The organism is Endozoicomonas sp. YOMI1 (assembly GCF_024606345.1).
Lineage (GTDB): Bacteria > Pseudomonadota > Gammaproteobacteria > Pseudomonadales > Endozoicomonadaceae > Endozoicomonas.
On sequence record NZ_JAHHPM010000089.1, the window covers coordinates 1 to 25334 of the forward strand.

Below are 25334 nucleotides of genomic sequence, written 5' to 3' on the forward strand. Positions count from 1 at the left end.
GTGCCCAGGAGAAGACTCGAACTTCCACGACCTTGCAGTCACTGGCACCTGAAGCTAGTGTGTCATCCTTATATTTCAACCACTTAGCTCAAATCGTTTTAGGAAAAAGTGCGCAAGTGTGTATCATTTTTTGATATTTTGGCTATTTTTTTTAGGACAAAATTTAATGAAAAATACTTTCTGATTACCTCTCCAACCTGCGATAAAACAGCAATATAACCGACAGTTTCCTCTCCACCAAAAGTGATCTCCTGCATCATCTCACCGGAAGGCACCAGTAATCAGCATGCGCATCGTATGGTCCAGATTCCTTATATGTCTATAAATTCAGAGTGTGCCTCCAGCTGTTCAAGCACTGCCGAACTCCATTCAATCAAGACAACCTACCCCTTTCTTTCAGCCTCCTGACCACTTCATCATGGGGAATGGTCGCCATTTCACCGGCCTAAACCTATGTGATAGTCGCTTCGGTTTTCTCCAGCTGCCAGTCACGGGCATCAAGCATCTCCCCGTCCGCCTGATCGGCCAGGACACATCCCTGTCCTCTTGCCGGGCCAGCTGGCTTAACTGCTCCAACTGTTTTCACGGCTAATAAATTCATCGACGCCCCCGACAATAAAATGTATAGTTTTCACCCAAAGGGTGAACTATATTCATCTTCTGGTGTCTACACTTAAGGTGTCTCAGTTTGCAAGTCAAGTTCCGAAATAACAAGCTTGAAAAGTGTTTTTGCGAGTATAAACAGGCTGTCAGGGAGTTTGGAGACCAGGTTGCAAGGAAGTATATACAGCGTATAAAGCTCATTCAGGCAGCCAGCAATCTTGATGACTTGATGGAACTTCCCGGACTTCGATGTCATCCATTAAAAGGAGACAGAAAAGGCCAATATGCAGTTAAACTGACAGGTTTTTACCGGTTGATATTCACACTCGAGGGTGAGTTCCTGAATATCTCAATGATACAAGAAGTGAGCAAGCACTATGATGACTGAACAGGCATATATGTCCGATTTAGCCATTCCCCCAGGTGAGTATCTGGAGGAAGTGCTTGAAGAGATGGATATTACCCAGGCTGAATTAGCTCGTAGAATGGGGCGTCCTCCTCAAGCAATCAATGAAATTCTTAAAGGGGGAAAGGCTATAACCCCGGAAACAGCTCTTCAGCTTGAACAGGTTGTAGGGGTTTCTGCTTATTTTTGGAGCAGTCTTGAGTCGGAGTACCGATTAGTAAAGGCAAAAGAGGCGGATGCCAAAAAGGCGGAGGGTGAAATAGAGGTTGTCAGTACCTATCCTTACGCTGAAATTGCAAAATTAGGGCTTGTGGCAAAGACAAAAAAAGCCATTGAGAAAGTCAGGGAACTCAGAAAGTTCTTTGGCGTATCATCGCTTTTTCACATTACTGCAGTCAAAGCGTATGAACCCGCCTTCAGGCAAAGTGAAAGAGATAGCGTATCTCATGAGTCGTTGGCTGCATGGCTCAGGGCCGGACATATTCTTGCATCGAAAAGTAACATGGAACCATTTGATAAGACAAAACTGCAAGAATTGCTTCCTGTGATAAGAAAACTGACGTTTGAAACAGAACCAGGGAAGCTATTGACTCAACTGAGTACAATGCTGGCTGAATGTGGTATTGCTCTCATTGTGATACCCCACTTTTCAAAAACCTATACCAGTGGTGCTACTTACTGGATGGGCAAGCACAAAGCAGTCGTCATGATGTCATTGAGAGGTAGCTGGTCTGATATTTTCTGGTTTAGCTTGCTACACGAAATTGGCCATATTTTGCTGCATGACAAGAGAATTACATTCCTGGAAAATGGTGCAAAGAATCCCCAATACTTAATGCAAGAATCAGAAGCCGATGTTTTTTCTCAGAACACACTGATTCCTGAAAGTGAGTATCGTGAATTTCTTGAAAATGGTGTTTTTACAAAACAATCGATAAGGCGCTTTTCAGAGAAAGTGGGCATTTTTCCGGGAATTATCACCGGCAGGCTGCAGCATGATAAAAAGTTGCCACAGACATCACACTTTCACCGAATCCGTTTCAAATGGGAAAAGGCCTGAAATAGAAAACCAGACAATCCTTAAAGCCTGCATTACTATTTGGGCAGCTTTGAACGGGCTAATCATCAGCCCATGATGGGTTGTAAATCGCCAAACTTTATGAAATTACTTCCGGTAACCCTTTACCGGCAGTAAAGTTTTTGCCGCAATTCCATCACAGAAAAGGCCGCCAGCCCACGGGTAGCAAGCCATGCCCACCACACCCGGCTGATCAGTTCCGGTTCAGTAAACCCTGCAACCGCCCCCGGTCAAGAATCACCGGCTCAAACGCCACCGGTGAGTCCGTTTCAAAATGGATCAGCACACAAGGAGCACAAAGAAGGGCTTTTCTTTTCCTTTGTGCTCTTCGTGTACTTAGTGGTTCAAAGCTTTCGCTTCTGAAATTAATGTCTATCGCAAGAACCCCCGCGTGCGCAGGGAAATCTATATACACCCTTAATTCTGCGGGCGGTAGCCGCTAACCCCCACTCACGCAGGGAACACCATAATCATAAGCCATTGATGCCAAATAGCTATTTCCAGCAGCACTATTTTACGCCACTGCCTTCTGCGGATTAAACAGGCTGAAGTCCAACCCATACTTTTTCGGATCTGCAAACGCATCCTGCGCCTTGTCCAGCGCATCCTGAAGCGTAGAAAGCCCGTTTTCCGGAATAATCTCAAAATCCAGCAACCCAACCTTAACACGCCCCAGAATCACCGGATCTTCCAGATCATCGCCCCAGGTCTTCACCTCCCAGTCCAGGGCAAACTCACCTTTGCCATCGGCGCCATGGGCCCCCACATAGGGCCGTTTGCTGATCTGTTTCAGGGCATAGAGCACAAAGCCCAGGTCCAGGTCATTAGCCCGGGTGATGTCAATGCCGCTTTTCATCACGGTACCGGGGCAGATGGCTTCATAACCTTCCACCGGCCTGACCAGCGTTTCAGTGGGGCCTTCTTTCTCAGACTTGATACCAGCCTTGATGTCCTCAAGCTTAGTCATCTGATCCCCCAGCTTTTTCTTCTCAGCAGCAGAGGCCGTGGCATAACTTTTTTTCAGTTGCTTGATCTCCTCCTCAATCTCACGAACCTTACGGGCAATCTCCCCGTCTTCATTCATAATGCGCTTCAGCTTATCCACATCGTCATCGGACAGCAGATCCAGCAATTCGGCATTGCGCTTATGGGGCATGGCCCGCATTTTACTGTGCAGATAATAAACCTGCCTGTCCGTCTCTTCCGGAATCCAGTCATTTACGCCCAGGCTCCCGGCATGTTTCCAGAAGCCCCCCAGGCTGATCAGCGGGTTAACCGAACGAAGCCCCCCGGCCCGTTCGATGGTGCCATCCATGGAGACCGAACTCAGCTCTTTGGCCATCTCACCAATGGCCACGCCCTGGATCAACATAAAATGATCTTTCAACGGTAAACGACCACCGGCCGCTTTACAGGCACCCATCAGCAACGCTTCCCGAATCAGGTGGCGCAACTGGGTACCCGGGAAGAACACCGGTGAGCGATCCTGCTTTACCCCCAGCCTGGGAAGCCGCTGCAAATCCCGGCTGCCCGTAGGCGAGGAAAAGTTATCATCCGGACGGCTCACCGCCAGCCCGGAAACCGCCGTTGTATGCCCACGGAAGTAAATTGAACGACGCTTTTCAGAGAGATTTATCATACAAATGCCTGGTGAAGAACGCTGCCCGCCGCCCGCTGCCCGAAAAAGATAAGACCCATGCTTTTACGGGTAGCGGGAGGCGGGAGGCGGGAGGCGGGCAGCGGGCAGCGGGAAGCGACTACGTTAAATCACAACCCGCCGAATTTTCTCAACGGCCACCGCATCAGCCGTTGCATAACGATGATGGGAGTGCCAGTAAGGCGCACGCACCGGCAGCGGCTCACTCTCATCCAGATTCAGCCCACTGACTGGTGACGCTTTTAACCCTTCTTTAAACCCTTCTTTAAACCAAGAGACCGGCAAATTCCGGGCAATCTGACCAAGGCCATCAACACAGGAATAATCCTGATCAATCTCCCTGATCACCGTATGCCTGACTGTCCCGCCACCGGAGTTGGCATTGACGCCAATCCGGGCACAATGGAACTGCACCAGCCGGTCAATACGGGCAATATCCCCCACCCCATGAAATACGACATAGGGCGAGTAGTAAGCCTGATGCTTATTCAATCTCAGCTTTTCCGGCCCGCCGGTAATGGTGATTTTGCGATACAGCTCTTTTCCGGTACGACTGATCTGGTTGGGTGCAATAATGTCATCCCGCAACTCTCTGCCATGGCGCATGGCACCCACATAATGCCGGAAGCTGGCCACAATGGAGTGCTCCGGCGTTACCCCAAACGCCAGGGCACTGCCATGATAGATGCCATGGGTCTGATCGAACAGCAGCAACTCATCCAGCATGGACAACGCCTTTTCAGGACAGCCCGTATGCCGAAAACAGACATTGGACAGCAGACCATCCAGATGGATGGCACTGCCTCGCAGGCTGATATTTGAACCAAGCTCAAACACCAGCTCAAAGGGTTTCATTAAAGCCATGCCAATATCTCCGGCGTCACTGACCGCTGGATAACGGCACCTTCGGCACTGAACAGACTGGCACCCTGATAGTTGGCCACAAACCGTTCAGGGATGATGCCCATAAGCCGATGCTGCCGGTCCGGCCCGATTCTGGGGTCGGCCACCCAGGCGGTAATCTCATCGTTATTGGCGCGAATGCCCCGGCCAATCAGCCCCTGCTGGAACTTTCGCAACGCCCGGTCACGGACACGGCTGTAGAGCGACCTGAGGGCATCCTCTTTACTGCGGCCATTTTCCAGATAACGGGCGGCAAAGGTATTTTCCGTCACCGCATTGGGTGGCTGGAGGGGAATCCGGGTGACCATAATATTTTTCAGCAACTGCTGACCGTTCTTCTGCCGAATGCTGACACCCTCCCAGGCTGAAGGGGTGACAATCACCTTGATAACCCCTCGCTGCAGCTGTTCGATCAGGTTATCCAGCCTGGTACCCCGGCCATGAAAACCGATATCCTGCCGTTCAGGCAGCCGGTGTTGCAGCTCCTCCACTTCATTAAATGAGGGGCAAAGGCAGAGGGTCTCGCCGGAATCAACCGCTGTGGTCAACATGCGGGTGGTATAGTCAAGCCAGGCTTCATTATATTGTGCGCCCTCAACCTCCACGCTAACCTCAACCATCCCTGCGGCACGTTTATTGGCTCGCTCACCGGCAAAAGGCCTGGCAACCTCACCGGCCAGAACAAAGCGGATCTCGCCATAGTGTTTCGGTGCATAGTGCCCCCAGATTTTCACATCCGACTCTTTCAGGCCCAGGGCAGAACGCATGGGCGTATAACGGGCAAGCCCACTCTTGCCGGAAAGCCCCAGGGTGCCAGAGGTAAGCATCACCGACAACGGCGGCTGGTTATGGTCGCCGGTTAAAGAAAAGCCCCGAACAAACCTGCTGAAGGCCAGCCCGGCAAAGGGTTCATCAATGGCAATGGAGCCCTGACGATTCACCGGCGACCAGGCAATGCAGTTGGCCTGCTTTTTATCGTTCAACACATTGTTCAGAGACTGGTAAAAACCTTTCACCGCATTGATCTTGTCGGCAGACGCTTCACTGCCGGTGGGTATGTTTGCTCCCGTCTTGCCAATCAGGGGCTTCAGATTATTCATCACATCTTTGATGGCGCTGATATAACGGAGGCTGGCATGGGCCGGCAGCTCTTTTGACAGAATGCAGCGGGTATCTGCAAACAGGTTACCGGTCTCATCCAGCACCCGCTGCAAACCGAGCAGGGACTGACAGGCCTTTTTGGTGTCGGTACCTTTCCACCCTGCCTGTTCATACATCTCCTGCAGAATAGACGAAATCCGTCGTGGAGAACTGCGCAGCCGTAAAATGCTTTCTGCGGCTTCCGGCATTCGGTCGGCTTCATCGGCAATCAAGTAGGTGAATTTTACGCTGCCCGCCTCCCGCTGCCCGCTGCCCGTAAAAGCCCCGCCCGCTTGTGCTTTTGCCTTTTCGGGAAGCGGGAGGCGGGAAGCGGGTAGCGCATGCTTAAAAACATTAACCCCTCGTGAGTAAAGCATCGAGCATGTATGACTGGTCAAAACGATATCGGCATGGCTGGCCGCTTCACAGTCGGCACGATACCAGTGGGCATCATCGGTTGAGCAATGTTCAGTGAGGGCAATGGCAGACTCGGTATCGCCCAGGTTGAAACCCGCCGTATTTTCCGACCAGTGCTTCACATACACATGGGGGCCATACTGCTTCTGAACTTTCTTATGCAGCGCCAGCAGTTGCTTTTTCGTGGCGGCATTGTCCGTGGTTTCTGCCAGGGCCAATAGCCGACTGGCGGAAATATATTGAGCCCGACCCAACCGGTTAGCAATGGCCACCGGTCGAAGCTGAAGATGATCAAGCATGGCCCGGACCTTCTCCTTATCATCATTCAGCTGATGAATCAGATGCACCGTGTAGGTAGAGATCAGCGCCCGCTGGCCAGTCAGTGACAGGTGAACCGCCAGAGGTAACAAATAGGCCAGGCTCTTGCCAATACCGGTTTCGCCCTCCAGCATGGCCACTGCCGGTTGTTCCAGCTGAAGCCACCGGCAAACATCCAGCGCATACTGGTGCTGCTGCTCCCGGTACTCCATACCGTACAACTCTGACAGCAAACCGCCTTGCTCAAAAATTCCATCAACAAAATCATATAACGTGGATTTCTTCATATTTGAGCGCCGCCCGCCTCCCGCTGCCCGCTACCCGAAAAAGCAAGTACCACGGGAGTAAAGCTTTTACGGGCGGCGGGAAGCGGGGAGCGGGTAGCGATCCTCTAAAGCAAAAGCCCAAAACCAAACGCCTTCTTCCGCCCGATACCCCGCTGATAAGCCACTTCAGCCAACGCCGGATCAACTATTCGGGCAATAAACAAAATATCCGCAGCATTAATAAAGTGATTCCGCTTCAGCGACACACGACTCTGGCTGACAATAGCCGCATTCTGCAGCGCCATCCCGCTCCCGGACAGCAGCTGCCTGAACCAGGGCTGCACCTCCTCAGGGCCGAGGGACCTCTCCACTTTTTTAACTCCCCTTGCTTTCAGGGGATGGTCCACCCAGACCCGGGCCGACAGATTCAGACGGCAGTTAAACTTACACAGCTGCCCCGGTTCCAGGCTAAACATCTGCTCTTTAATCTGGGTCACCTTGCCCAATGGTGGTTGTGAAGAACGAACCAGCAGCATACTGCCACCGCTGCCATCCGCCATGGATCGCCACAGCGGCCTTGATGCCTCGGTATTCAGGCCCTGCCCACCGCCACACACCACATCCATCACTTTCTGATGCAGCTTGTAAACCTCATAAGGAGGCAGCTTGCTGCGAACCATATATTCATACAACATTTATCGCCTCCCGCTGCCCGCCGCCCGCCGCCCGTAAAAGCATGCCCATTTTCTTTTACGGGCAGCGGGAAACGGGCGGCGGGCAGCGAAAAAAATCAAATCACCCGTAACAACTGCAGCTTTTCATGAGGATCAGCGGGCAGGCTTCTGGCAATGGCAAGTGCCTCAGGGCTGGCAGAGAGAAAACCATGGAGACCTTCATCGTTGGGGGCAATCCGGCCATGACAACTACTGAAGATAAAACCCTCCAGCTTCTTCCAGCCGCTCTTATCCTGCTGCTGCATGGTGCGGATAGCATGCAACAGGTCAGTATTAATCCGGAAAACCGACTCACCGGAACAGACCCGGATCTGAGCCTTGCTATGGGTCAGCTTCAGGTTGGCCACCAGATCTGCCTTCTTCCGGCCAATATCCGCAATATACAGCAGCGGGAACTCCTCTGGACCCAGCGCAATAATCCGGTTCAGGGCAAACTCCAGCGCTCCCTTGCCACTGACCTGGTGCATTTCAAAAAGGGGCACAGTAGCAGCCCTGAGCCGTTTATCCCAGCCGGGGTTGGTCAACAGTATTTTCTGTGTTTGGGCAACAATCAGCCCACATCCCACCAGCATCCCCAGTTTGCCTGCCGTGGTGGGTTTTTCCAGCGTGCCTTTCTCAATGCCCATATATCGGTACGAACCATGAAACAGGGCATTACAGGGCGCACAAACAGGTACCTCCAGTTTGATAAAACTATCGATACGCTGTTGATAAAGAGGAACCGCCCACTCACCGGACGGCCTGCCACAACAATAACAACTGACCGGCTCCGCACTGTCGTTCACATCCAGCAGCTGCATTTCATCAGCCATCTGGTTTGTGGCATGTAGCCAAAGAAAATCAATTCCATCCATTAGTAATACTCCGGGAACCGGATAAAATGCCTGAACTTTAACCCTGCTGTAGGGTTTATGTTAAATATCAATAAGGCAACAAACAGATGAGTTGATATAAACGATAACGTTTATAACAAGGCCAGCATCTTACGATAGACATTAAGCATCTATCTATTAATTCCAGAAGCAAAAGCTTTGTGGTTCAAATCGCAGGGTGCCTTAAAGCCTGCGTATGGCAAAGCTTTCACGCTTAAGTCAGTGGCATTGATTCAGGGACTATTCCTGAGATCTTTCCCCCAAAATAACTCCCAGTCACAACAGATCTATTCAAAAGAAATACATCGTCTAATAATCAACCACCACAAATAGAGACCATGCTTCAATCAAAGAATCTGTATATGAACATTCCAAAGCACCTTAGCTACCCACACGACAAGCGGTTAAGGCATTGGTGCAATACGGAGAACAGCTTTTTATTTGGTAAAATTACCAATAAAGAAGACAGTTTCTATACATTGCATTGTCGTTCAACTTGGGTAGAATGCTTTAGCTACATTAAGTAGGCTTTAACGTCTGTTGTCTTATATAAATCTCCGTTCAAGTAACAATCCCCAGCAAACCTGAAGGGTTGTTTATACGCAGTCAGCACAAACGGAGAGCGCGTTTGTTCGCAGCGTTTGCGAGAAATCCGCAAATAAAGCACTGACTACCACAACTTAGCTATGGCTGTTTCGGTATACGCCCTAAAAAAAATCGGTGGACGGTAGCGTGGGGGAGACCTTGCAACACCGCTGACCGCAAACATTTTAGGGGACTTTTTCCCACAGAGAGGGCACTGAGAGAAAGCCTTTCTTTTTTTTCTGCGCCCTCTGAGTCACCGCCATGAAAGGCGGAAGTGCCGAAAATGCACCACTGCATGGGTGCAGGAGTCAGAGTAACCCATGTAGCAGTTACCGGGGTGCAATTTTCGACCCTCTGTTGTGAAAAAATGACAACAGCCTGAAACAGCAACCCACAGAAACCACCATCAGCAGATAGCTATAAATGGAACTAACGATATTCAAAGCGCTCGCAGCCTTTGCGCTATCCTTTGCCCTGATAAAATTGCTGAAACCTGTCTCCAGAAAAGTCGGACTGGTAGACAAACCCGATGAACGCAAACAACACGACAGTGCTGTCCCGCTGATTGGCGGCCTGGTAATTTACCTCACGCTATTAATAGTGGGCATGATCTTTTTTGCCAGCAGCACTGCACTAACCGCTTACTATATTTCTGCCGGAATGCTCACCGTGGTGGGTGTGTTTGACGACCGGTTTAACCTCAGCGTACGGTTGCGCATTCTGGCTACTTTTATTGCCACCGGGATTATGATGTATTTCGCTGGGACGATCTTTACCAACCTCGGCAATATGTTCGGTTTTGGTGATGTGGTGATGCCACTGTGGCTTGCTGTGCCGTTCACCCTGATCGCGGCCTTGGGCATCGTCAACAGCATGAATATGATCGACGGAATTGATGGCCTGAGTTCCGGCATTACCATTCTTGCCCTGGCCTCAATACTGATAACCCTGGATTTTACCACCCGGCTTCGAATTTTTATTATTGTGATGATTGCCGCCATATTGGCTTTCCAGGTCTTTAACCTGCAGCTAACCGGGCGTGTGAAAAAGGTCTTTATGGGCGACGCTGGCAGTATGATGATCGGCTTTACCCTGATTATGATGATCTGTTATTGCACCCAGTCCACTGCCACCCGGGGGCCACGGTTTGAAGCGGTAACGGGTTTGTATTTCCTGGGCCTGCCACTGATTGATATGGTCTCCACCGTATTGCGGCGGGTGAAAAAAGGGAAGAATCCCTTTAAGCCCGACCGGACCCATGCTCACCATATCTTTATGCATGCAGGTTTCAGCCCAAGGCAGACACTGGTGATTATGCTTTGTATTGCGGCGTTGATTAATGGCATGGGTATTTTGCTGAATGAGCTGCAGGCACCGGCCTGGTTGCAGTTTGGCTTGTTTATTTTGCTGTTTGCCTTTTATTTTCAGGGGATTCAGCATGGGTTCAAACTCAGTCACCTGCTGCAGAAGGTGCATGGTGAGCGGGTTCCTTCCTGAGATTTACATGATTGTTCACCACAGATTTTACTGACGAGGCTAATTTAAAAAGCTCTGTACCCTCTGTGCTTCTGTGGTTAAAAAGTCTTTTCATCTAATCTTCCTAAGGTCTAAAAATGAGAGTCACCGTTTTCGGTATTGGCTATGTGGGCCTGGTGCAAGCCGCCGTCCTGGCAGAAGTAGGCCACGATGTGGTCTGTGTGGATGTAGACCAGCAAAAAGTGGACAACCTTAAAAACGGTATCATCCCCATTTATGAACCCGGCCTGGAGTCACTGGTTAAAGAGAATTATGAAACAAGCAGGCTGCACTTCACCACCAATGCGGAAGAAGGTGTGGCACATGGCAAACTGCAGTTTATTGCGGTAGGCACACCACCGGATGAAGACGGCTCAGCCGATCTGAAATACGTGCTGGCCGTGGCAGAAACCATCGCCACCCATATGAACGACGATAAAATCATTGTCAATAAATCCACCGTACCGGTGGGAACGGGCGATAAGGTAAAAGCCAAAGTCACTGAAGTATTAGCAGCCCGTAATGCCGACCATACCTTTCATGTGTGCTCTAACCCCGAATTCCTGAAAGAAGGCGCCGCTGTTAACGACTGCATGAAGCCTGACCGAATCGTGATCGGCACCGACAGCGATGAAGTAAAAGATGTAATGCACGAACTCTATGCGCCGTTTAATCGCAACCATGATCGTATCATCTTTATGGATATGCGCAGTGCCGAGCTGACCAAATACGCTGCTAACTGCATGCTGGCCACCAAGATCAGCTTTATAAATGAAATGGCGATGCTGGCTGAGCGACTGGGTGCAGATATAGAGCATGTACGCCAAGGCATTGGTTCCGACCCTCGCATTGGTTACGACTTTATCTACCCTGGTTGCGGTTATGGTGGCTCCTGTTTCCCGAAAGATGTACAGGCACTCAAGCGAACAGCAGAGGAGATAGATTTCGAACCTCTAATACTTCGTGCTGTTGAAAATCGTAATGCTGAACAGAAACAAGTCCTGTTTAATAAAATTAGTGCTCACTATAAAGGTGACTTGGCCGGTAAAACTTTCGCTATCTGGGGACTTTCATTTAAACCTAATACTGACGATATGCGGGATGCCCCAAGCCGAGTATTGATGGAGGCCCTGTGGCAAGCTGGTGCCAAAGTACAAGCTTACGATCCGGAAGCAATGGAAGAAGCACAGCGGATTTATGGTGTACGTGATGACATTCAACTCTGTGGAACACGACAGTCAGCTCTGAAAGGGGCGGATGCTCTGGTGATTTGTACAGAATGGAAACAATTCTGGGCTCCAGATTTTGACATAATGACTGAACTACTTAATGAGCCAGTAATATTTGACGGTCGCAACTTATTTGAACCCAGTCTTCTCAAGAAAAAAGGGTTTTATTACGTTGGCATAGGGAGGTAAATTTTTAAGGCTTTATTCGGGTGCAGACTGCTCTACGGCAAAACTAGCAACATGCCGTGAGAGATATGACCCACTACTGGATGCATCGTGCAAACCTAAACTAAAACTAGCCTAAAAGCACTTATAACCTTACTCTTTCAATCAGGCACCCGTAATCGATAAAAGCCATTTTTATTGACAAGAGAGTAATAATAATTGCATTTTCAAAATATAAGGTGAATCACCTTATTTATTCCACTGTACTCCAACCAGTTGTTTAGGCTTGGAAAGTAGAGTTGCTATAACATCGAGGTAAATCCACCTTTCCTCACATGCCTGAGAGTTAATAAAAAAGCTGCTACATAACACTCCTTGTATAGAAAAAACTTCTGCAATCTTATCTGGAAAGTCTGAGTCCCATCGAATCTTTATCAAACAGGAAAATACTGAAATGCTTAAATTTGCGCTTATTGGTTGTGGACGAATCGCTAAAAGGCACTCAGAGCTACTTGGGTTGGAAAAAATTAATGGGGCCAAATTAGTCGCTGCATGTGACCTAGACAACACTAAAGCTAAATCAATTGGTGAACAATTTTGTGTACCGTATTACACCGATATGCATAAAATGATGGCTACAGAAAATATTGATGTAGCAGTAGTGTTAACAGAGAGTGGAAATCATGCCAAAAATGTTGTTGAACTAGCAAAATACGGTAAACATATTGTCGTAGAGAAACCCATGGCACTGACACTGGATGATGCCGACGCCATGATTCACGCTTGCGATGCTGCGGGTGTTAAATTGTTCATCGTGAAGCAGAACCGCTTCAATATCCCAGTTATGAAACTTCGCGAGGCCATAGAGGGAAACCGTTTTGGTAAGCTCGTATTAGGCACTGTACGTGTTCGCTGGTGCAGGACACAGGACTACTACGACCAAGCTAAATGGCGAGGAACATGGGCAATGGATGGTGGAGTATTGACAAATCAAGCTAGTCATCACGTTGATTTGTTGGAGTGGATGCTTGGTGATGTTGATAGCGTTTTTGCTATGGGACGCACAGCCCTAGCAAACATTGAGACTGAAGATACAGCAATTGTAACAATCAAATTTAAAAATGGTGCTTTAGGAATTATTGAAGCTACTACCGCCGTTCGACCGAAGGATCTCGAAGGATCGATTTCTATTTTAGGGGAGGGTGGAGCCGTAGAAATAAGTGGTTTCGCAGTTAACGAAATGAGAACGTGGAATTTTGTTGAACCACTACCTAGTGATGAAGATGTAATGAAGAAGTATTCTGTCAACCCTCCTAATGTTTATGGTTTCGGTCATCAAGCATACTACGAGCATGTTGTTGACTGCATATCTAATAACAAGGAACACTTAGTTGATGGATTAGAGGGGCGAAAGAGCCTTGAGTTAATCAATGCTATTTACGAATCAATTGAGACGGGAAAAGAAGTTTCCATAAGATTTAAGCCTAAGTTTTGCAAATTGGGAGGCTGATATTGAGTGAACCTAAATATGTGGACACTGGAATTGTAGATGTGTCCTTTGGCAAAGATGTAGTTGTAATTCGTCCTTCAAATATATATGGCTGTTCAATTTCTGATGGTGTCTTTGTGGGACCTTTTGTTGAAATACAAAAAGACGTCATTATAGGTGCTCGAACGAAAATCCAATCACACACATTTATTTGTGAACTGGTAACAATAGGTGAGGACTGCTTTATAGGACATGGGGTAATGTTTATTAATGATTTATTTTCCAATGGTGGGCCAGCTCGTGGGAATAAAACTCTTTGGAAGAAAACATTAATAGGCAACCGTGTCTCCATTGGCAGTAATGCAACAATACTTCCCATATCTATATGTAACGATGTCGTAATAGGCGCTGGTTCTGTCGTCACTAAAGACGTAATTGAGCCAGGAGTTTACGCTGGTAACCCAGCTAAAAGAATTACTAATATCTGACTTTACTATGAAAGAAATTCAATTTGTTGATTTGCAGGCACAATATAAATCTATAAAAGATGATGTGGATCGGGTAGTCGCAGACGTAATCGACCACTCTCTCTTCATTCGAGGGCCTTATGTAGAGGCCTTTGAGAATAAATTTTCCGCACTATTAGGAACACCACATTGCGTCAGCTGTGGTAATGGAACCGACTCACTTTACATAGCATTAAAGGCTCTAAAAATAAAACCAGGCGACGAGGTAATTTGTCCGGCACACAGCTGGATTTCGACCTCAGAAACTATTACGCAGGCAGGCGGCCGAGTGGTATTTTGCGATACTAATTTGGACACCTTCACTATAGATACCAACCAAATTGAGTCGTTAATAACAAAAAGAACCGTAGGTATTGTTCCTGTTCATCTTTTTGGCCAGGCTGCTGACATGGATCCAATTCTTAAGATTGCCAGAACACATGGATTATGGGTCATGGAGGATTGCGCCCAGGCTCATCTAGCAGAGTATCGAGGTAAAAAGGTAGGAACATTTGGTAATGTCGCCTCATTTTCGTTCTACCCCGGGAAGAACTTGGGTGCTATGGGTGACGCTGGCGCTGTCATTACATCAGATCAAGAGCTTGCCACATATATGGCAATGTTTGCTCGACATGGTGGATTAACAAAAGGTGAGCATCTGATTGAGGGTATCAATAGCCGTATGGATGGACTTCAAGCGGCAGTGTTGAGTGTAAAATGCGACCACATCACGAAATGGACTAAGCGACGGCAAGCAGTAGCTAGTTACTATTTACAGCACATCACAAATCCTAGAATTCAATTACCTGCCTTAGCAGAATATTCCACACACGTTTGGCACCTTTTCGTTATAAAATGCGAAGAAAGAAACGAGCTCCAAGCATACTTAAAAGATAAAGGCATACCGACTGTTATCAATTATCCTGTAGCTCTGCCTTTCCTACCTGCATACGAATATCTTGGCGGGAGCCAAGAGCAATTCCCCAATGCATACCATAACCAGTCTCGTATTCTTTCCATTCCGATTTATCCGGAATTAGAGAGTGACCAGATTGAATATATAGTTGATAGCCTGAACAGTTTTTGAGCTCGAATATGTGTGGATTACTTTTTGCTAAAGGAGTAGACGGCGTTACTCGGCCAAAATTTGAACTCGCACTTGATCATCAGAAATGGCGTGGCCCTGATAACCAAAGTGTAGAACAGTTGGCTGACGGTACCTTTTTAGGGCATGTGCGTCTATCAATCATTGACCCTGAATCCCGATCTTCTCAGCCCTTTGAATCAAACAACGGTGCATACAAGATCCTTTTTAATGGGGAAATTTATAACCACCTTGCTATTCGTCAGCAGCTTTCCCTTAAATGTAGAACTCTATGTGATACAGAAACTATTTTGGAAGGGTTTATTGCAATTGGTGCAGATATTTTTGAGTTGCTAGAAGGCATGTTTGCTGTTGTCATCACAAACACAGAAACAGGTGATTTTTGGGTTGCACGTGATCGTTATGGTATTAAACCGTTGTATGAATATCGCCACTTACAAAGCTATATATATTCGAGCGAATGCATTTCTATTCGTCAATTAGTTAGCTGTACTATTGATCAACTTTCAATTAAGGAATGGCGGCTGATCAGGAGGCCAATGCGCGGTTTCACCTATTTTAATGAAATAGCAGAAGTGTTACCGGGTAGTATCATGCACAATGGTGAGCTGATCGCCAGATTGCAAACCTGTCAATCCAACGATTCGGCCTACGACTTCAATACGCTCTGCAACTTACTCCAGCAGAGTGTTAATGAGCATGAGCTTAGTGATGTAGAGAACGTGGCACTTCTCTCTGGTGGTATCGACAGTAGTATCATCACAGCATTATCCCACTGCCGGGAGGTATACACTGTCGGAACCCAAAGCAACAATGAATTTGAAGGTGCACGAGAAACATCAGATGCTTTAGGTCGCCATCTACGAGAGGTCAGCATAAATAATGAAGATATACAGAACATCTGGCGTAAATTGATAGCTCTGAAGGGGGAGCCTTTGTCAGTACCAAATGAGGCGCTTATTTATTCAGTATGTAGACAGATGACGACTAATCAAAAAGTTGTATTAACTGGGGAAGGTGCTGATGAGATATTTTTCGGCTATGACCGAATATATCGATGGGCATCTCAAAAAGAAACTATTAACTTGGATGAATTCTTTGAATACTACGGTTATAGTGATCTCATAAATCTTACCGAAAGACTACGAACTGACCTGTTAGAATTGATGCGAGGAAAATCTCCCATCCAGTTTGTAGAAGATTTCTTTTTCTACTACCACCTTCCCTCCTTGCTACGGCGAATGGATTTTGCATCTATGGCTGCATCCAAAGAAGCACGAGTGCCTTTTGTTTATAGCAAAATCATCAATTATATGTACAGAAAGCAAGCAGATATTCGAATTGACCAAAAGGAATCAAAGATACCACTTCGTCGTTTTCTAGAAATAAAAAAGCTTGAATCTGTTATTGAGCGTAAAAAAATTGGCTTTAGCGCGACTCTGGTAAAAGGAGATTCGCGTCATGCTGAGTATGAAAAATTCCAAAACTTTAACTTAGAGGTTCTCGGATGGTAATTGGTTACACAACGGGAGTATTTGACCTTTTTCATGTTGGCCATGTCAGAGTTCTACACAATGCTAAAACGCTTTGTGACAAGCTTATCGTCGGAGTTACAAGCGATGACTTGGTCAGTTACAAAAATAAACGATCTGTTATTCCGTTCGAGGAAAGGCTGGAAATTGTTTCAGCCTGCAAATATGTCGACATAGCGGTTGAACAAACTTCCATGGACAAGATGGATGCTTACAATCGTTATAAGTTCAATATCATGTTTGTGGGTGATGATTGGTACAAAAGTGAAAAGTGGGCAAACTTTGAAAAACAGTTTGAGGAAGCTGGCGTAAGAATTATCTATTTTCCATATACCAAGAGCACTTCATCGACACTGATTAACGAAACCTTAATTAATTTGCGTAACAATATTAATGAATAGTTCTCTTATATTTGTGGCAGGATTGGGTTCCACTGGCTCTAGCGCTGTTTGCGATCTATTGGCTGAAAACCCCAATGTATTTGTTCCTAAAGAAGAGTGGCGAATCTGGGTTGACCCATACTGCATAATTGCTCTGGCTCGCGAGCTGAGCAATGCATCTAGTCTATTTACACGCACATCTGCGATTAACAATTTCAAAAAGACTCTCAAGCGTATCGCTGGTCGTTCTTTGGGACGATACTCGCACCTTAATCTTGAACCACAAGTAGCTCAATTTGTGCTAAGAATTGCTACTGAAGTCATACAAGAAGTAGTTGATGATGAGTATTCGGGTCTATGGTATGGAAATTCAAATTACTTTAATGCAAAACTAAACTTTCTATTTCGTCGCAAGTTCTGGAAAAAGCCTTTTATTAATCGTCAAATGTTTCTTTGCAATCTCCAGAACCACTTAGTTGATCCATATCGTCATATAGGAAAAATTGTCGAATCTAACCTTGATCATCTTTCAGCTGAGACTGGTTCCAAATACTTAGCTCTGAATGAAAATTTCTCAGTCCTGTTTGCAGAGGAAATTTTCAAAATGCACCCAGATTCTAAAATATTACTAACCACGCGAAACCCGCTTGATGTCTATTCTGATTCAAAGCGAGTAGGTTGGTTGGCAATGTCATACGATATTGAACAATTTATTAAATGGCAAAACGATATGTATTGCCAAGTGATGGCCTTTTATGAAAAATTCCCTAACCAAATTTATATTCAACCTTTTGAAGAATTAATTCTCAATTATGATAGCTCCTTAGCTGGCATTCAAAAATTTCTTAAAATGGAACCAGCAGAACATCGATTCAAGACAATATTCAAACCTGAAGTTTCAGCTAAGAATATTGCGCAGTGGAAGCAACGTGACCCATGGCTGGAAGAGTATATTGACCATTTCGACCAGTTACGTGATTAGGAGTTACTGCTCTAACATGAAATTTATGATCGTTGATTTTCCTCAATCGAACTTTGTATCAGTAAAGTACTGGCTTCAGCGAAATCGACAACAGTTTAGCCTTTTCTCTCAGCAGCGAAACGACCCCTTTGACGCCATACTCCTGCCCGGAGTAGGTTCTTTCGATTTTGCTGTCGAGCACATGCAACAACAAGGTATCGACCAGTTTGTGCGTGATAGTGTTGATGAAGGAAAACTAGTAATGGGCATATGCCTTGGTATGCAGCTTATGTTTTCATCCAGCGAAGAGGGGGAAAAATCCGGCCTTGGTTTGCTCAGTGGCAAGGTTAAGCGGCTGGATACTGGACTGTGTAAGGTACCTAACATTGGATGGCGGGCAGTTACTGCACAACACAATCGCAATGCCTCGTGGGATTCAGTTTTAACATCCTCAAATAACAGACAGTTTTATTTTATGCATGGTTACGCTGCACACTTTGAGGATCTCGAAACCTCTTTTACAACCATGGCAGACACTCTGACCGGATCCTGCAATGGCGATTTTATCGCTGCTTTCTCATATAAGAACCTGGTTGGTTTTCAGTTTCATCCAGAGAAAAGCTACATTGCCGGTGACACCATTTTGCAGCAAGTGATAGAAGCCCATGCATAGCCCAAACCCCGTACGACTTATTGCCAAAGTTAGCATATTCAACGGTGTTGCTTTTCAAACACGTCAATACCAACCACAGATTTATCTTGGTGATCCCATTAACATCTGCAATGTACTTAGCGACCAAGGATGCCAAGAAATTAATCTTGTATTTCCGCATGCGCCCCCGGGGTTAGATAAGATCGCACGTATACTGTCAGTGTCACGCGCTCCCACCGCCGTTGGCGGCTATGGTACTGATATTAAGACTATTGAAAACCTTATGAATAGTGGTGCCGAGAAAATAATCATCTCCGACAGTCTGTGGTTTAACCCCCGTTCAATAGAAAAGCTGGCCGATCATATTGGCGACCAAGCCATAAGCTGTAGCGTCGATTACCGAGTGAAGAACGGCAAACGCTTGGTAGTAGCTGGACCCAATCGTGATCAAGAGATAGGGCAACTTGAAGAGCTAGTGCAATCACTGCCCAGCTTGCGTTTCGGCGAGATAATTCTGAGTTGTATTAGTAGCGACGGTAGCCGAAGTGGTTTGGATCTGGATATCGTCAGTTCAGTAAGCACTACCAAGTCACTATTACTTTCTGGTGGCTACAACGACGAATCGTTGGAAAATTTTTCTGCCGATGGTGTTGTTTGTTCGACCGCCATGTTCCTGTATGGGGGACTGAATGCACCACTGACCCATTATCCTAATCAATACAGAGTGAATGCCAGTGTCTGAGCCGAACAATGACCGCATATGTATTCAATGCATCATGGATACCACCGACGGCGACATCAGCTTTGATGAAAAAGGTGTTTGCAACCATTGCCATGCTTATGTAGAGGCAAATCGCATCAATCCTTCTGAAATTGCTGCTTTTAACCGAACTATTGATGAAATACGACAACTGAAAGGTAAGTACAATTGTTTGGTGGGTGTCAGTGGTGGTCTGGATAGTACATTTTTACTAATTCATGCAGTACAAGACTTGAAACTCAGGCCTCTGGCGGTACATGTCGATAATGGATGGAATACTGGTCTGGCTAACACCAATATTGTTAATCTTTGTAATAGCATGGGTGTTGATCTCTACTCTGAAGTTTTAGACTGGGATGAATTTAAGAAAATGCAACTTGCAGTGCTGGATGCAAGTACTCCAGATCTTGAAGCCCCTACTGATCTTTTTATCAATTACACCTTACGAAGAGTCGCTAAACAGTTTGATATTAAGCATGTCCTTGCAGGGACTAACCCACAAACAGAAGCTGTAATGGGCTCTAACTGGTCTTATGGTCAACGTGATCCGATCTATCTAAAAGGGCTTTATCAACGCACCTGGGGGGGGAAACCGAAAAAGCTCCCTTTCAAAAATTGGTACTTAGCACTATTGGAAAGGTTTATTGGTGGACTAAATATTGTTCGCCCCCTTAAATACACCCGTTATGGCAAGAACATTGCCGTTGAGCGAAGTCAGCGTGAGAGCGCATGGGTTGAATACCCTAGGAAACACGGTGAGTCATTCATCACTCGATTTTACCAGGATTATTTTTTACCTCAGCGTTTCGGCTTTGACAAACGCAAGGCACACCTCTCAGGTCTCATTTTGAACGGTGATATCACGCGCGATGAGGCATTACGTATTCTGCACCAAGATGAGTTACAAGCCCCCGAACACCACGAGGCCGACATTGCGTATCTTTGCACCAAACTAGAAATTTCGCGTGAACAATTCAATGATTATATGAGTCGGCCATTATTATTTCATGGGAGTTATCGTTCGATTAAAACTCATCTACTTTTTCGGATTTTCAAATACCTGAAATCAAGTGGTTTGTTACCAAAATTCATTTCACGCCAGCTGGAAAAAATAGTTTTGCATTGATTTTTAAATTTAGAATAATGTGAATTGAGCTGCGGAGTAATGAGAGTGTTTCCTAGAAAGAAGCTGTAGCATTTTCTAACTGTAACTTTTACACAGACTACCATTCATTATTTTAAGGAGGATGTTTGATAAGAATTCCTGCCAGTAGCAATTATAGAGTTGATATTGCTAAAAAAGAACGCTTCGTCAGTTCATCACTAATTGTAGTATTGATGGCTTTGTTTTTGAGGCCAGTTATTTGGTATCTAGAACTTAACTCTGTAATTCCGCCATCTAACTTCACTAGTTGGCTTTCAGCTTTACTGGTGTTATGTCTAACTATACAAATGATCTACGGGGATAAGCTATGTTTGACGCGTATAGATTTGTTAACGCTTGTTTTTCTTATCATATGCTTGCTAATCGTTTCTTATAATTTTTTTACCCACGGAATGATCTATGATTATGCTGGAAGCAGCTATAGCACTTATGTTACTTTGGTAATACTACAATCCGTAATTTATTTTCTTGTTGGCCGCTTCTTCTTGGTGCCTGCATTAAACAAGCCTGCTGCATTGCGACTTTCGTGGCTGTTAGTATGCTTGTTTTATTTATTAAATTATAGTGGAGAATATGGAGGCCTTGATCTTAGCGGAATTGATTATAAGCTGAGGGGCATTTTCCTCAGTTTGGCGGATATGTTTGCCTTAAGTTGCTTTATTGTAATCACATCACAAAAGAAACAGACTGTTCAGGTATATGTTTTTTTGTTCTCGTTGTTGATTTTATTTTTTTTACATTCAAGGTCTTCTTTGTTGGCCTTCTTTATTTCAGGAGCTATTTTTTTTGTGAGGCGTAATGCCAAGGGTAACATAGTATTCTGGTTTACTATGCTGGTGCCGCCACTTGTAATTCTTCTTATTTATTTTGCTGACACGATATTCTTAGCCAATCAAAGAATGCTTGGTTTTTTTCTAAACCCTCTGGCGGATTCGTCATTACTAACACGTCTAGAACAAATAAAAATCGGATTATCTGATATTTATTCAAGCCCGTTTGTTGGTGTATATGGCGGCCAAATTAAAAAATTTGGTGGTATTGGATGGTATATTCATAATATTCTTTCATATTGGAGGCAGTTTGGACTTATACCTTTTCTTCTTGTATTAGTGTTATTTTTCTTCATTCCGTTACGTCTATTGAAGTTACAGATGCAACTTAGATCGAAAGAGTTTGATCTATTATTTCTAGTGTTTGCTTTTTCAGCCATTTCAGTTTTATCCTCTAGGGCATTTGAGTGGTATTTTTGTTGGTTAATGGTTGGCATGACGGCAGCGCTTGTTCGTTTACCGCCGATAATTTCAGCTAATCCCGACGAATAAATCCAATAAGTACATGACCAAATGAAATTATATATTTTCCTGACCCTATGCTGCACGAGGCTTGGCGGCAGTCTGAAAAAGCAAATAGTCATGTACTTAAAATATATAAGCAGGCACGTTGTATTATGTGCGCTTTGATCTTTGGCTGTCTACGGTTGTAGAATATAACCCATAATGATTCATGCAATTAAATAAAACAGAATGGGTATTAATGCCAACCAAAATAAGTATGTCTGAGCTAGGGCGTTTTTGGAAATTATCTTTATGCAGTTTAAGGGTGAAAGGCTAAAACATTTTCTGTTTGCTTCTTCAGCACTTGTAGCGTCAGGTTCAGCCTACCTATTGAATCTTTCCCTAATTTATATACTTGATAGCAAAGTTGAGTACTCTCATTTTCTTTCACTGAATTCTTGGGCAGTTTATCTATCTACTTTTTCATACCTTTTAATCTTAGATTTATATTTGGGTCCAAATCGTGATCAATACCAGTTGGAGGCTTTATTAGGCCTAAGTGGCCTCTGTATCGTCAGCTTTGTTGGGCTGTTGTTACTGATGACTATGGTCAGTGGTTCAACTAAATTGTTTGCTATCACTATTGGTACATTTGGTTTTTCATTGTTCAAGCTTGCTTGCCAGTACTTTATTTACAGTAAAAAGATTGCCCCCGTGGCATGGCTGCGATATCTACGCTCAGGCCTTATCCTACTAGCAATTGGTTTGTTATTTGCGTGTCGCGAAAAAATTACTCTATCTGGTGCTACCCAAGTGTTATTACAGGGCACGCTTTGCTTAGTAGCACTATCACTGGTCTGGCCACTGTATGGTTTGTTCAAACAGACAGGTTTGAAAGAAGTCAGGCAAGTGCTGCGTTTTGATGGCTGGCGACTATTCAAACGTAATGCATCTTTGTTAGTTGATACTATACACATGCCGCTTTTCTATCTCTTTGTGTCTGGCTACAGTGCTGAGTTACCCGCACTTTTTATTTATGCCTTGGGAATATTGTTGCCAGGAGGGTACGTAGTTTCAACATTATTGCGTGAGCAAGTCCTGGTGCGCGATGGGCTGATTGAAAAGATGCTGCGTTCTCGCTTGGGGATACCAATGCTAACCTGCTACGGTTTGATAATCTGTATGGCTTCCATTTTTGCTTTGCTGAAGTCGGATTATGCATTAATCGGTTTGATTTTGTTACTTACGGGGCTAATTAGTCTGTCAGGTGCCATAGGGACTGTATTATACCGCAGGGGGCTGGAGAACTTTGACCTTGGCATCAATCTTATTATCTCAAGCCTGTTGGTTGTTCTGTACTTTTACAGCCAACAATCAGAAACCCTTTGGGTGGTGAACCTCAGCTTGCTTTGCCTCTTGTTTAAATTCTGTGCACAGTTACTGGTCGCATTTATGTCTACAAGGATATCTGATTGAAGCACTATTTTCTTTCTGCTAATGAAGACCTCGAAAATGGATTGCTGCAATCGCAATTCGTTGAACCCGTTATGTGTTACTTTCAGGGTGACTACCAACTGGTTTCCATAAATCGACCATTTTACCGGCGTTACGGAAATCAGCTCGCTCACCAGCTGAACATACTAGTTCCTCCCCGGTTGATAGCTTACAATCCTCTGTGCTGGCTCTATCTTCCTTGGGCTTTACTTGCAGCTATTTGTCTGCGTCTAGTATTTAGAAAGCAGAAAGTTCAGGACACTTGCTACGTAGCACGTGGTTACCTCACCGGTTTGGTATGCTGGTTTCTAAATCGATTATTTGGCATTACGTATGTATTCGATCCACGCAGTCTGTACCCGCTGGAAAGCCTAACTGCCAAGTTGATGCACGAACACTCTATAGCTTTCTTTTTTTGGATGAAAATAGAAAAGCTCGTGCTGTTTCGCGCCGAAAAGGTGTTATGTGTTTCCAATGGCATGTTGCGCTACTATCGCCGTCGTTATGGATACCAGCGATGTGTCTTGATACCCTGTTTTAGTAGTGGTGAAGCCCAATATGGGAATATATCCTCAACGGAATTTCGTAATGCTCTGGGCATTCCAAAGGTTAAAAAGTTACTACTGTATTTTGGCAGCTTGAATAAGGGTTGGAATAACATTGAAGCTTACACCCAGATATTGAAACAGTTCCCAGCTGAGGATTACCATATTCTACTGGTTACTCAGGATGCACATCAGGTACGGCATTCACCCTTGGGTCAATGGGATAACGTAACTACATTTAATATGCAGGAATTACCTGAAACCATCGTACTCGCCGATTGCTTCAGGTACGCCGATTTTGGCCTCGTATTCATGACTCGTTCACGCGATTGGTATACTCGCCTTAGTGTAAAATTTGCTGAGTACACCTGCCAAGGGTTACCTGTTATCTCTAACAACTGGGTGGGTGAGGCAGCGTTTCTGATTCGCAGGCACCACCTTGAACCTTCAGTAATACTTCGCGATCAGGCTGTTCTACCAGAGTTAGCCACCGATATTCAACGTCAGGCTATCGCTAATTGGGCTCGCAAATATTTCAGTCCGACACACATAAACCGAATCCTCGGAAACACAATATGACACTAGCGGTTGTAATGTGCAGCTATAACGGTGCTGCCTATATCGGCGAGCAATTACGCTCTATTGAGCAGCAGACAAGCCCGCCGGATAAACTAATGATTTACGACTGGGGTAGTCAGGATGGCACTGTAGATGAAATTTCTGCTTTTCTTCAGAACACAAAACTGAATGCCCAGCTACAGCAGTTAGGCGAAGCTTCAGGAGTCTATATAAGTTTTAAACGCGCAATGAAGCATCTATTACAACAGTACCCAGATGTATCGTATATCGCACTATGTGATCAAGATGACATATGGGAGCCTGATAAACTGGAAATTGCACGAAAGAGTATAGCGGAGGTCAAATCACCTTCATTTTTCTTTTCTGATGTCAGCTTGGTGAACGCAGATGGTGGCATTATCAGTCGGTCACGTTTGGCTGATTCCTTCTATTTCTCATCTAGACCATACCAGCTTAATTACGCGCTATTCCTTGCTAATCCTGTCGTAGGGATGACACTCGTGCTATCAAGAGAAATAGCTGAACAGTTCATCCTTTTGCCTGATGATCATCAATTTATGCATGATTGGTCCATGCTTTTGTGTGCATTACTTTTAGGCAGCAAAGTCTGTTACTCTGAAAAAACACTAGTTCGTTACAGACAACATGATAGTAATATTTTGGGAGCTGCCTCAGAAAAGTCAAAGCTAAGATTGTTTCTTGAAATGTTCAAACGGGTTTACAGGCTGCGTTCACAATACGACTTATTCCGACAACTCTACCCACAACAATTGCATTACCCCTTTTTTTCAGTAAATATGCTGAGCAACACGTTAAGAGCTAATTTCTTGAGAATACACTATCGTTTAGCACTAATAATCTTCCTCTTATGGGGAGTACTTAAAGAGAAACTAATCCGAAAAAAATCAGCCGCAGATAACAACCACTATTAACATCAAAATTTTAAGAGCATTCTTGAATTTAAAGTTGGCTATTTGCCAGTAATTAATTTGAATTAATTCATA

The 25334-nt window shown here is 45.2% G+C and carries 23 protein-coding genes; 17 read left to right on the forward strand and 6 right to left on the reverse strand.

Translation table 11 applies throughout. From position 1 onward, the window contains the following. Positions 1–451 precede the first annotated feature (451 nt). Positions 452–601 (reverse strand): hypothetical protein, encoded by a 150-nt coding sequence (locus KDK15_RS03190; RefSeq protein ID WP_257293921.1) that lies wholly within the window; start codon positions 599–601, stop codon positions 452–454. Between the two features lie 87 nt (positions 602–688). Between KDK15_RS03190 and KDK15_RS21145 the strand changes: the two genes are divergently transcribed. Continuing rightward, a complete protein-coding gene (locus tag KDK15_RS21145; protein WP_373691325.1) occupies positions 689–991 on the forward strand; it encodes a type II toxin-antitoxin system RelE/ParE family toxin in 303 nt (100 codons plus the stop codon). After that, positions 981–2069, forward strand: a complete 1089-nt coding sequence (locus tag KDK15_RS03195) for a HigA family addiction module antitoxin (RefSeq protein WP_257293922.1) — start codon at positions 981–983, stop codon at positions 2067–2069. Before KDK15_RS21145 ends, KDK15_RS03195 begins: the two co-directional genes overlap by 11 nt. A 532-nt stretch (positions 2070–2601) precedes the next feature. Here the strand turns inward: KDK15_RS03195 and KDK15_RS03200 are convergent. The 5 genes from KDK15_RS03200 to KDK15_RS03220 all read right to left on the reverse strand — a co-directional run bounded on the left by KDK15_RS03200 (position 2602) and on the right by KDK15_RS03220 (position 8376). After that, positions 2602–3726, reverse strand: a complete 1125-nt coding sequence (locus tag KDK15_RS03200; protein ID WP_257293923.1) for a hypothetical protein — start codon at positions 3724–3726, stop codon at positions 2602–2604. Positions 3727–3849: 123 nt separating this feature from the next. After that, positions 3850–4608, reverse strand: a complete 759-nt coding sequence (locus KDK15_RS03205) for a hypothetical protein (protein ID WP_257293924.1) — start codon at positions 4606–4608, stop codon at positions 3850–3852. Then, entirely contained in the window at positions 4599–6809 is a 2211-nt protein-coding gene (locus tag KDK15_RS03210) for a helicase C-terminal domain-containing protein (RefSeq protein WP_257293925.1), read from the reverse strand. The genes KDK15_RS03205 and KDK15_RS03210 overlap by 10 nt, the downstream gene beginning before the upstream one ends. A gap of 104 nt (positions 6810–6913) precedes the next feature. Further along, on the reverse strand, positions 6914–7483 hold the full coding sequence (locus KDK15_RS03215) for a type I-E CRISPR-associated protein Cas6/Cse3/CasE (RefSeq protein ID WP_257293926.1): 570 nt from the start codon (positions 7481–7483) through the stop codon (positions 6914–6916). Positions 7484–7578: 95 nt separating this feature from the next. Next, entirely contained in the window at positions 7579–8376 is a 798-nt protein-coding gene (locus KDK15_RS03220; protein WP_257293927.1) for a hypothetical protein, read from the reverse strand. A 1026-nt stretch (positions 8377–9402) separates the two neighbouring features. Between KDK15_RS03220 and KDK15_RS03225 the strand changes: the two genes are divergently transcribed. From KDK15_RS03225 to KDK15_RS03295, 15 genes are all read left to right on the forward strand, one after another. Further along, positions 9403–10476, forward strand: a complete 1074-nt coding sequence (locus tag KDK15_RS03225; protein ID WP_257293928.1) for a hypothetical protein — start codon at positions 9403–9405, stop codon at positions 10474–10476. Between the two features lie 116 nt (positions 10477–10592). After that, complete coding sequence (locus KDK15_RS03230; RefSeq protein ID WP_257293929.1) at positions 10593–11912, forward strand: UDP-glucose/GDP-mannose dehydrogenase family protein; 1320 nt, start codon at positions 10593–10595, stop codon at positions 11910–11912. 430 nt (positions 11913–12342) lie between these two features. Continuing rightward, entirely contained in the window at positions 12343–13398 is a 1056-nt protein-coding gene (locus KDK15_RS03235) for a Gfo/Idh/MocA family protein (protein WP_257293930.1), read from the forward strand. Positions 13399–13400: 2 nt separating this feature from the next. Beyond that, the gene (locus KDK15_RS03240) at positions 13401–13865 is read left to right on the forward strand and encodes an acyltransferase (protein ID WP_257293931.1); all 465 of its coding nucleotides are present in this window, start codon (positions 13401–13403) and stop codon (positions 13863–13865) included. Between the two features lie 7 nt (positions 13866–13872). Beyond that, positions 13873–14970: a DegT/DnrJ/EryC1/StrS aminotransferase family protein gene (locus KDK15_RS03245; protein WP_257293932.1), complete on the forward strand. Its 1098-nt coding sequence runs from the start codon at positions 13873–13875 to the stop codon at positions 14968–14970. 8 nt (positions 14971–14978) lie between these two features. Then, positions 14979–16502 (forward strand): asparagine synthase (glutamine-hydrolyzing), encoded by a 1524-nt coding sequence (asnB, locus tag KDK15_RS03250; protein ID WP_257293933.1) that lies wholly within the window; start codon positions 14979–14981, stop codon positions 16500–16502. After that, positions 16496–16921 (forward strand): adenylyltransferase/cytidyltransferase family protein, encoded by a 426-nt coding sequence (locus KDK15_RS03255; protein ID WP_257293934.1) that lies wholly within the window; start codon positions 16496–16498, stop codon positions 16919–16921. The genes asnB and KDK15_RS03255 overlap by 7 nt, the downstream gene beginning before the upstream one ends. Next, positions 16914–17882, forward strand: coding sequence for a sulfotransferase (locus KDK15_RS03260; RefSeq protein ID WP_257293935.1), 969 nt, complete (start codon positions 16914–16916; stop codon positions 17880–17882). The genes KDK15_RS03255 and KDK15_RS03260 overlap by 8 nt, the downstream gene beginning before the upstream one ends. 16 nt (positions 17883–17898) lie before the next feature. After that, on the forward strand, positions 17899–18534 hold the full coding sequence (gene hisH / locus KDK15_RS03265; protein ID WP_257293936.1) for an imidazole glycerol phosphate synthase subunit HisH: 636 nt from the start codon (positions 17899–17901) through the stop codon (positions 18532–18534). Next, complete coding sequence (locus KDK15_RS03270) at positions 18527–19255, forward strand: HisA/HisF-related TIM barrel protein (RefSeq protein WP_257293937.1); 729 nt, start codon at positions 18527–18529, stop codon at positions 19253–19255. The genes hisH and KDK15_RS03270 overlap by 8 nt, the downstream gene beginning before the upstream one ends. Further along, complete coding sequence (locus KDK15_RS03275; RefSeq protein ID WP_257293938.1) at positions 19242–20399, forward strand: N-acetyl sugar amidotransferase; 1158 nt, start codon at positions 19242–19244, stop codon at positions 20397–20399. Before KDK15_RS03270 ends, KDK15_RS03275 begins: the two co-directional genes overlap by 14 nt. Positions 20400–20524: 125 nt before the next feature. After that, entirely contained in the window at positions 20525–21760 is a 1236-nt protein-coding gene (locus KDK15_RS03280; RefSeq protein ID WP_257293939.1) for a hypothetical protein, read from the forward strand. Between the two features lie 264 nt (positions 21761–22024). Beyond that, positions 22025–23188 (forward strand): hypothetical protein, encoded by a 1164-nt coding sequence (locus KDK15_RS03285; protein WP_257293940.1) that lies wholly within the window; start codon positions 22025–22027, stop codon positions 23186–23188. Then, a complete protein-coding gene (locus KDK15_RS03290) occupies positions 23185–24330 on the forward strand; it encodes a glycosyltransferase (protein WP_257293941.1) in 1146 nt (381 codons plus the stop codon). The genes KDK15_RS03285 and KDK15_RS03290 overlap by 4 nt, the downstream gene beginning before the upstream one ends. Continuing rightward, positions 24327–25262, forward strand: a complete 936-nt coding sequence (locus KDK15_RS03295; RefSeq protein ID WP_257293942.1) for a glycosyltransferase — start codon at positions 24327–24329, stop codon at positions 25260–25262. The genes KDK15_RS03290 and KDK15_RS03295 overlap by 4 nt, the downstream gene beginning before the upstream one ends. Positions 25263–25334: the final 72 nt, after the last annotated feature.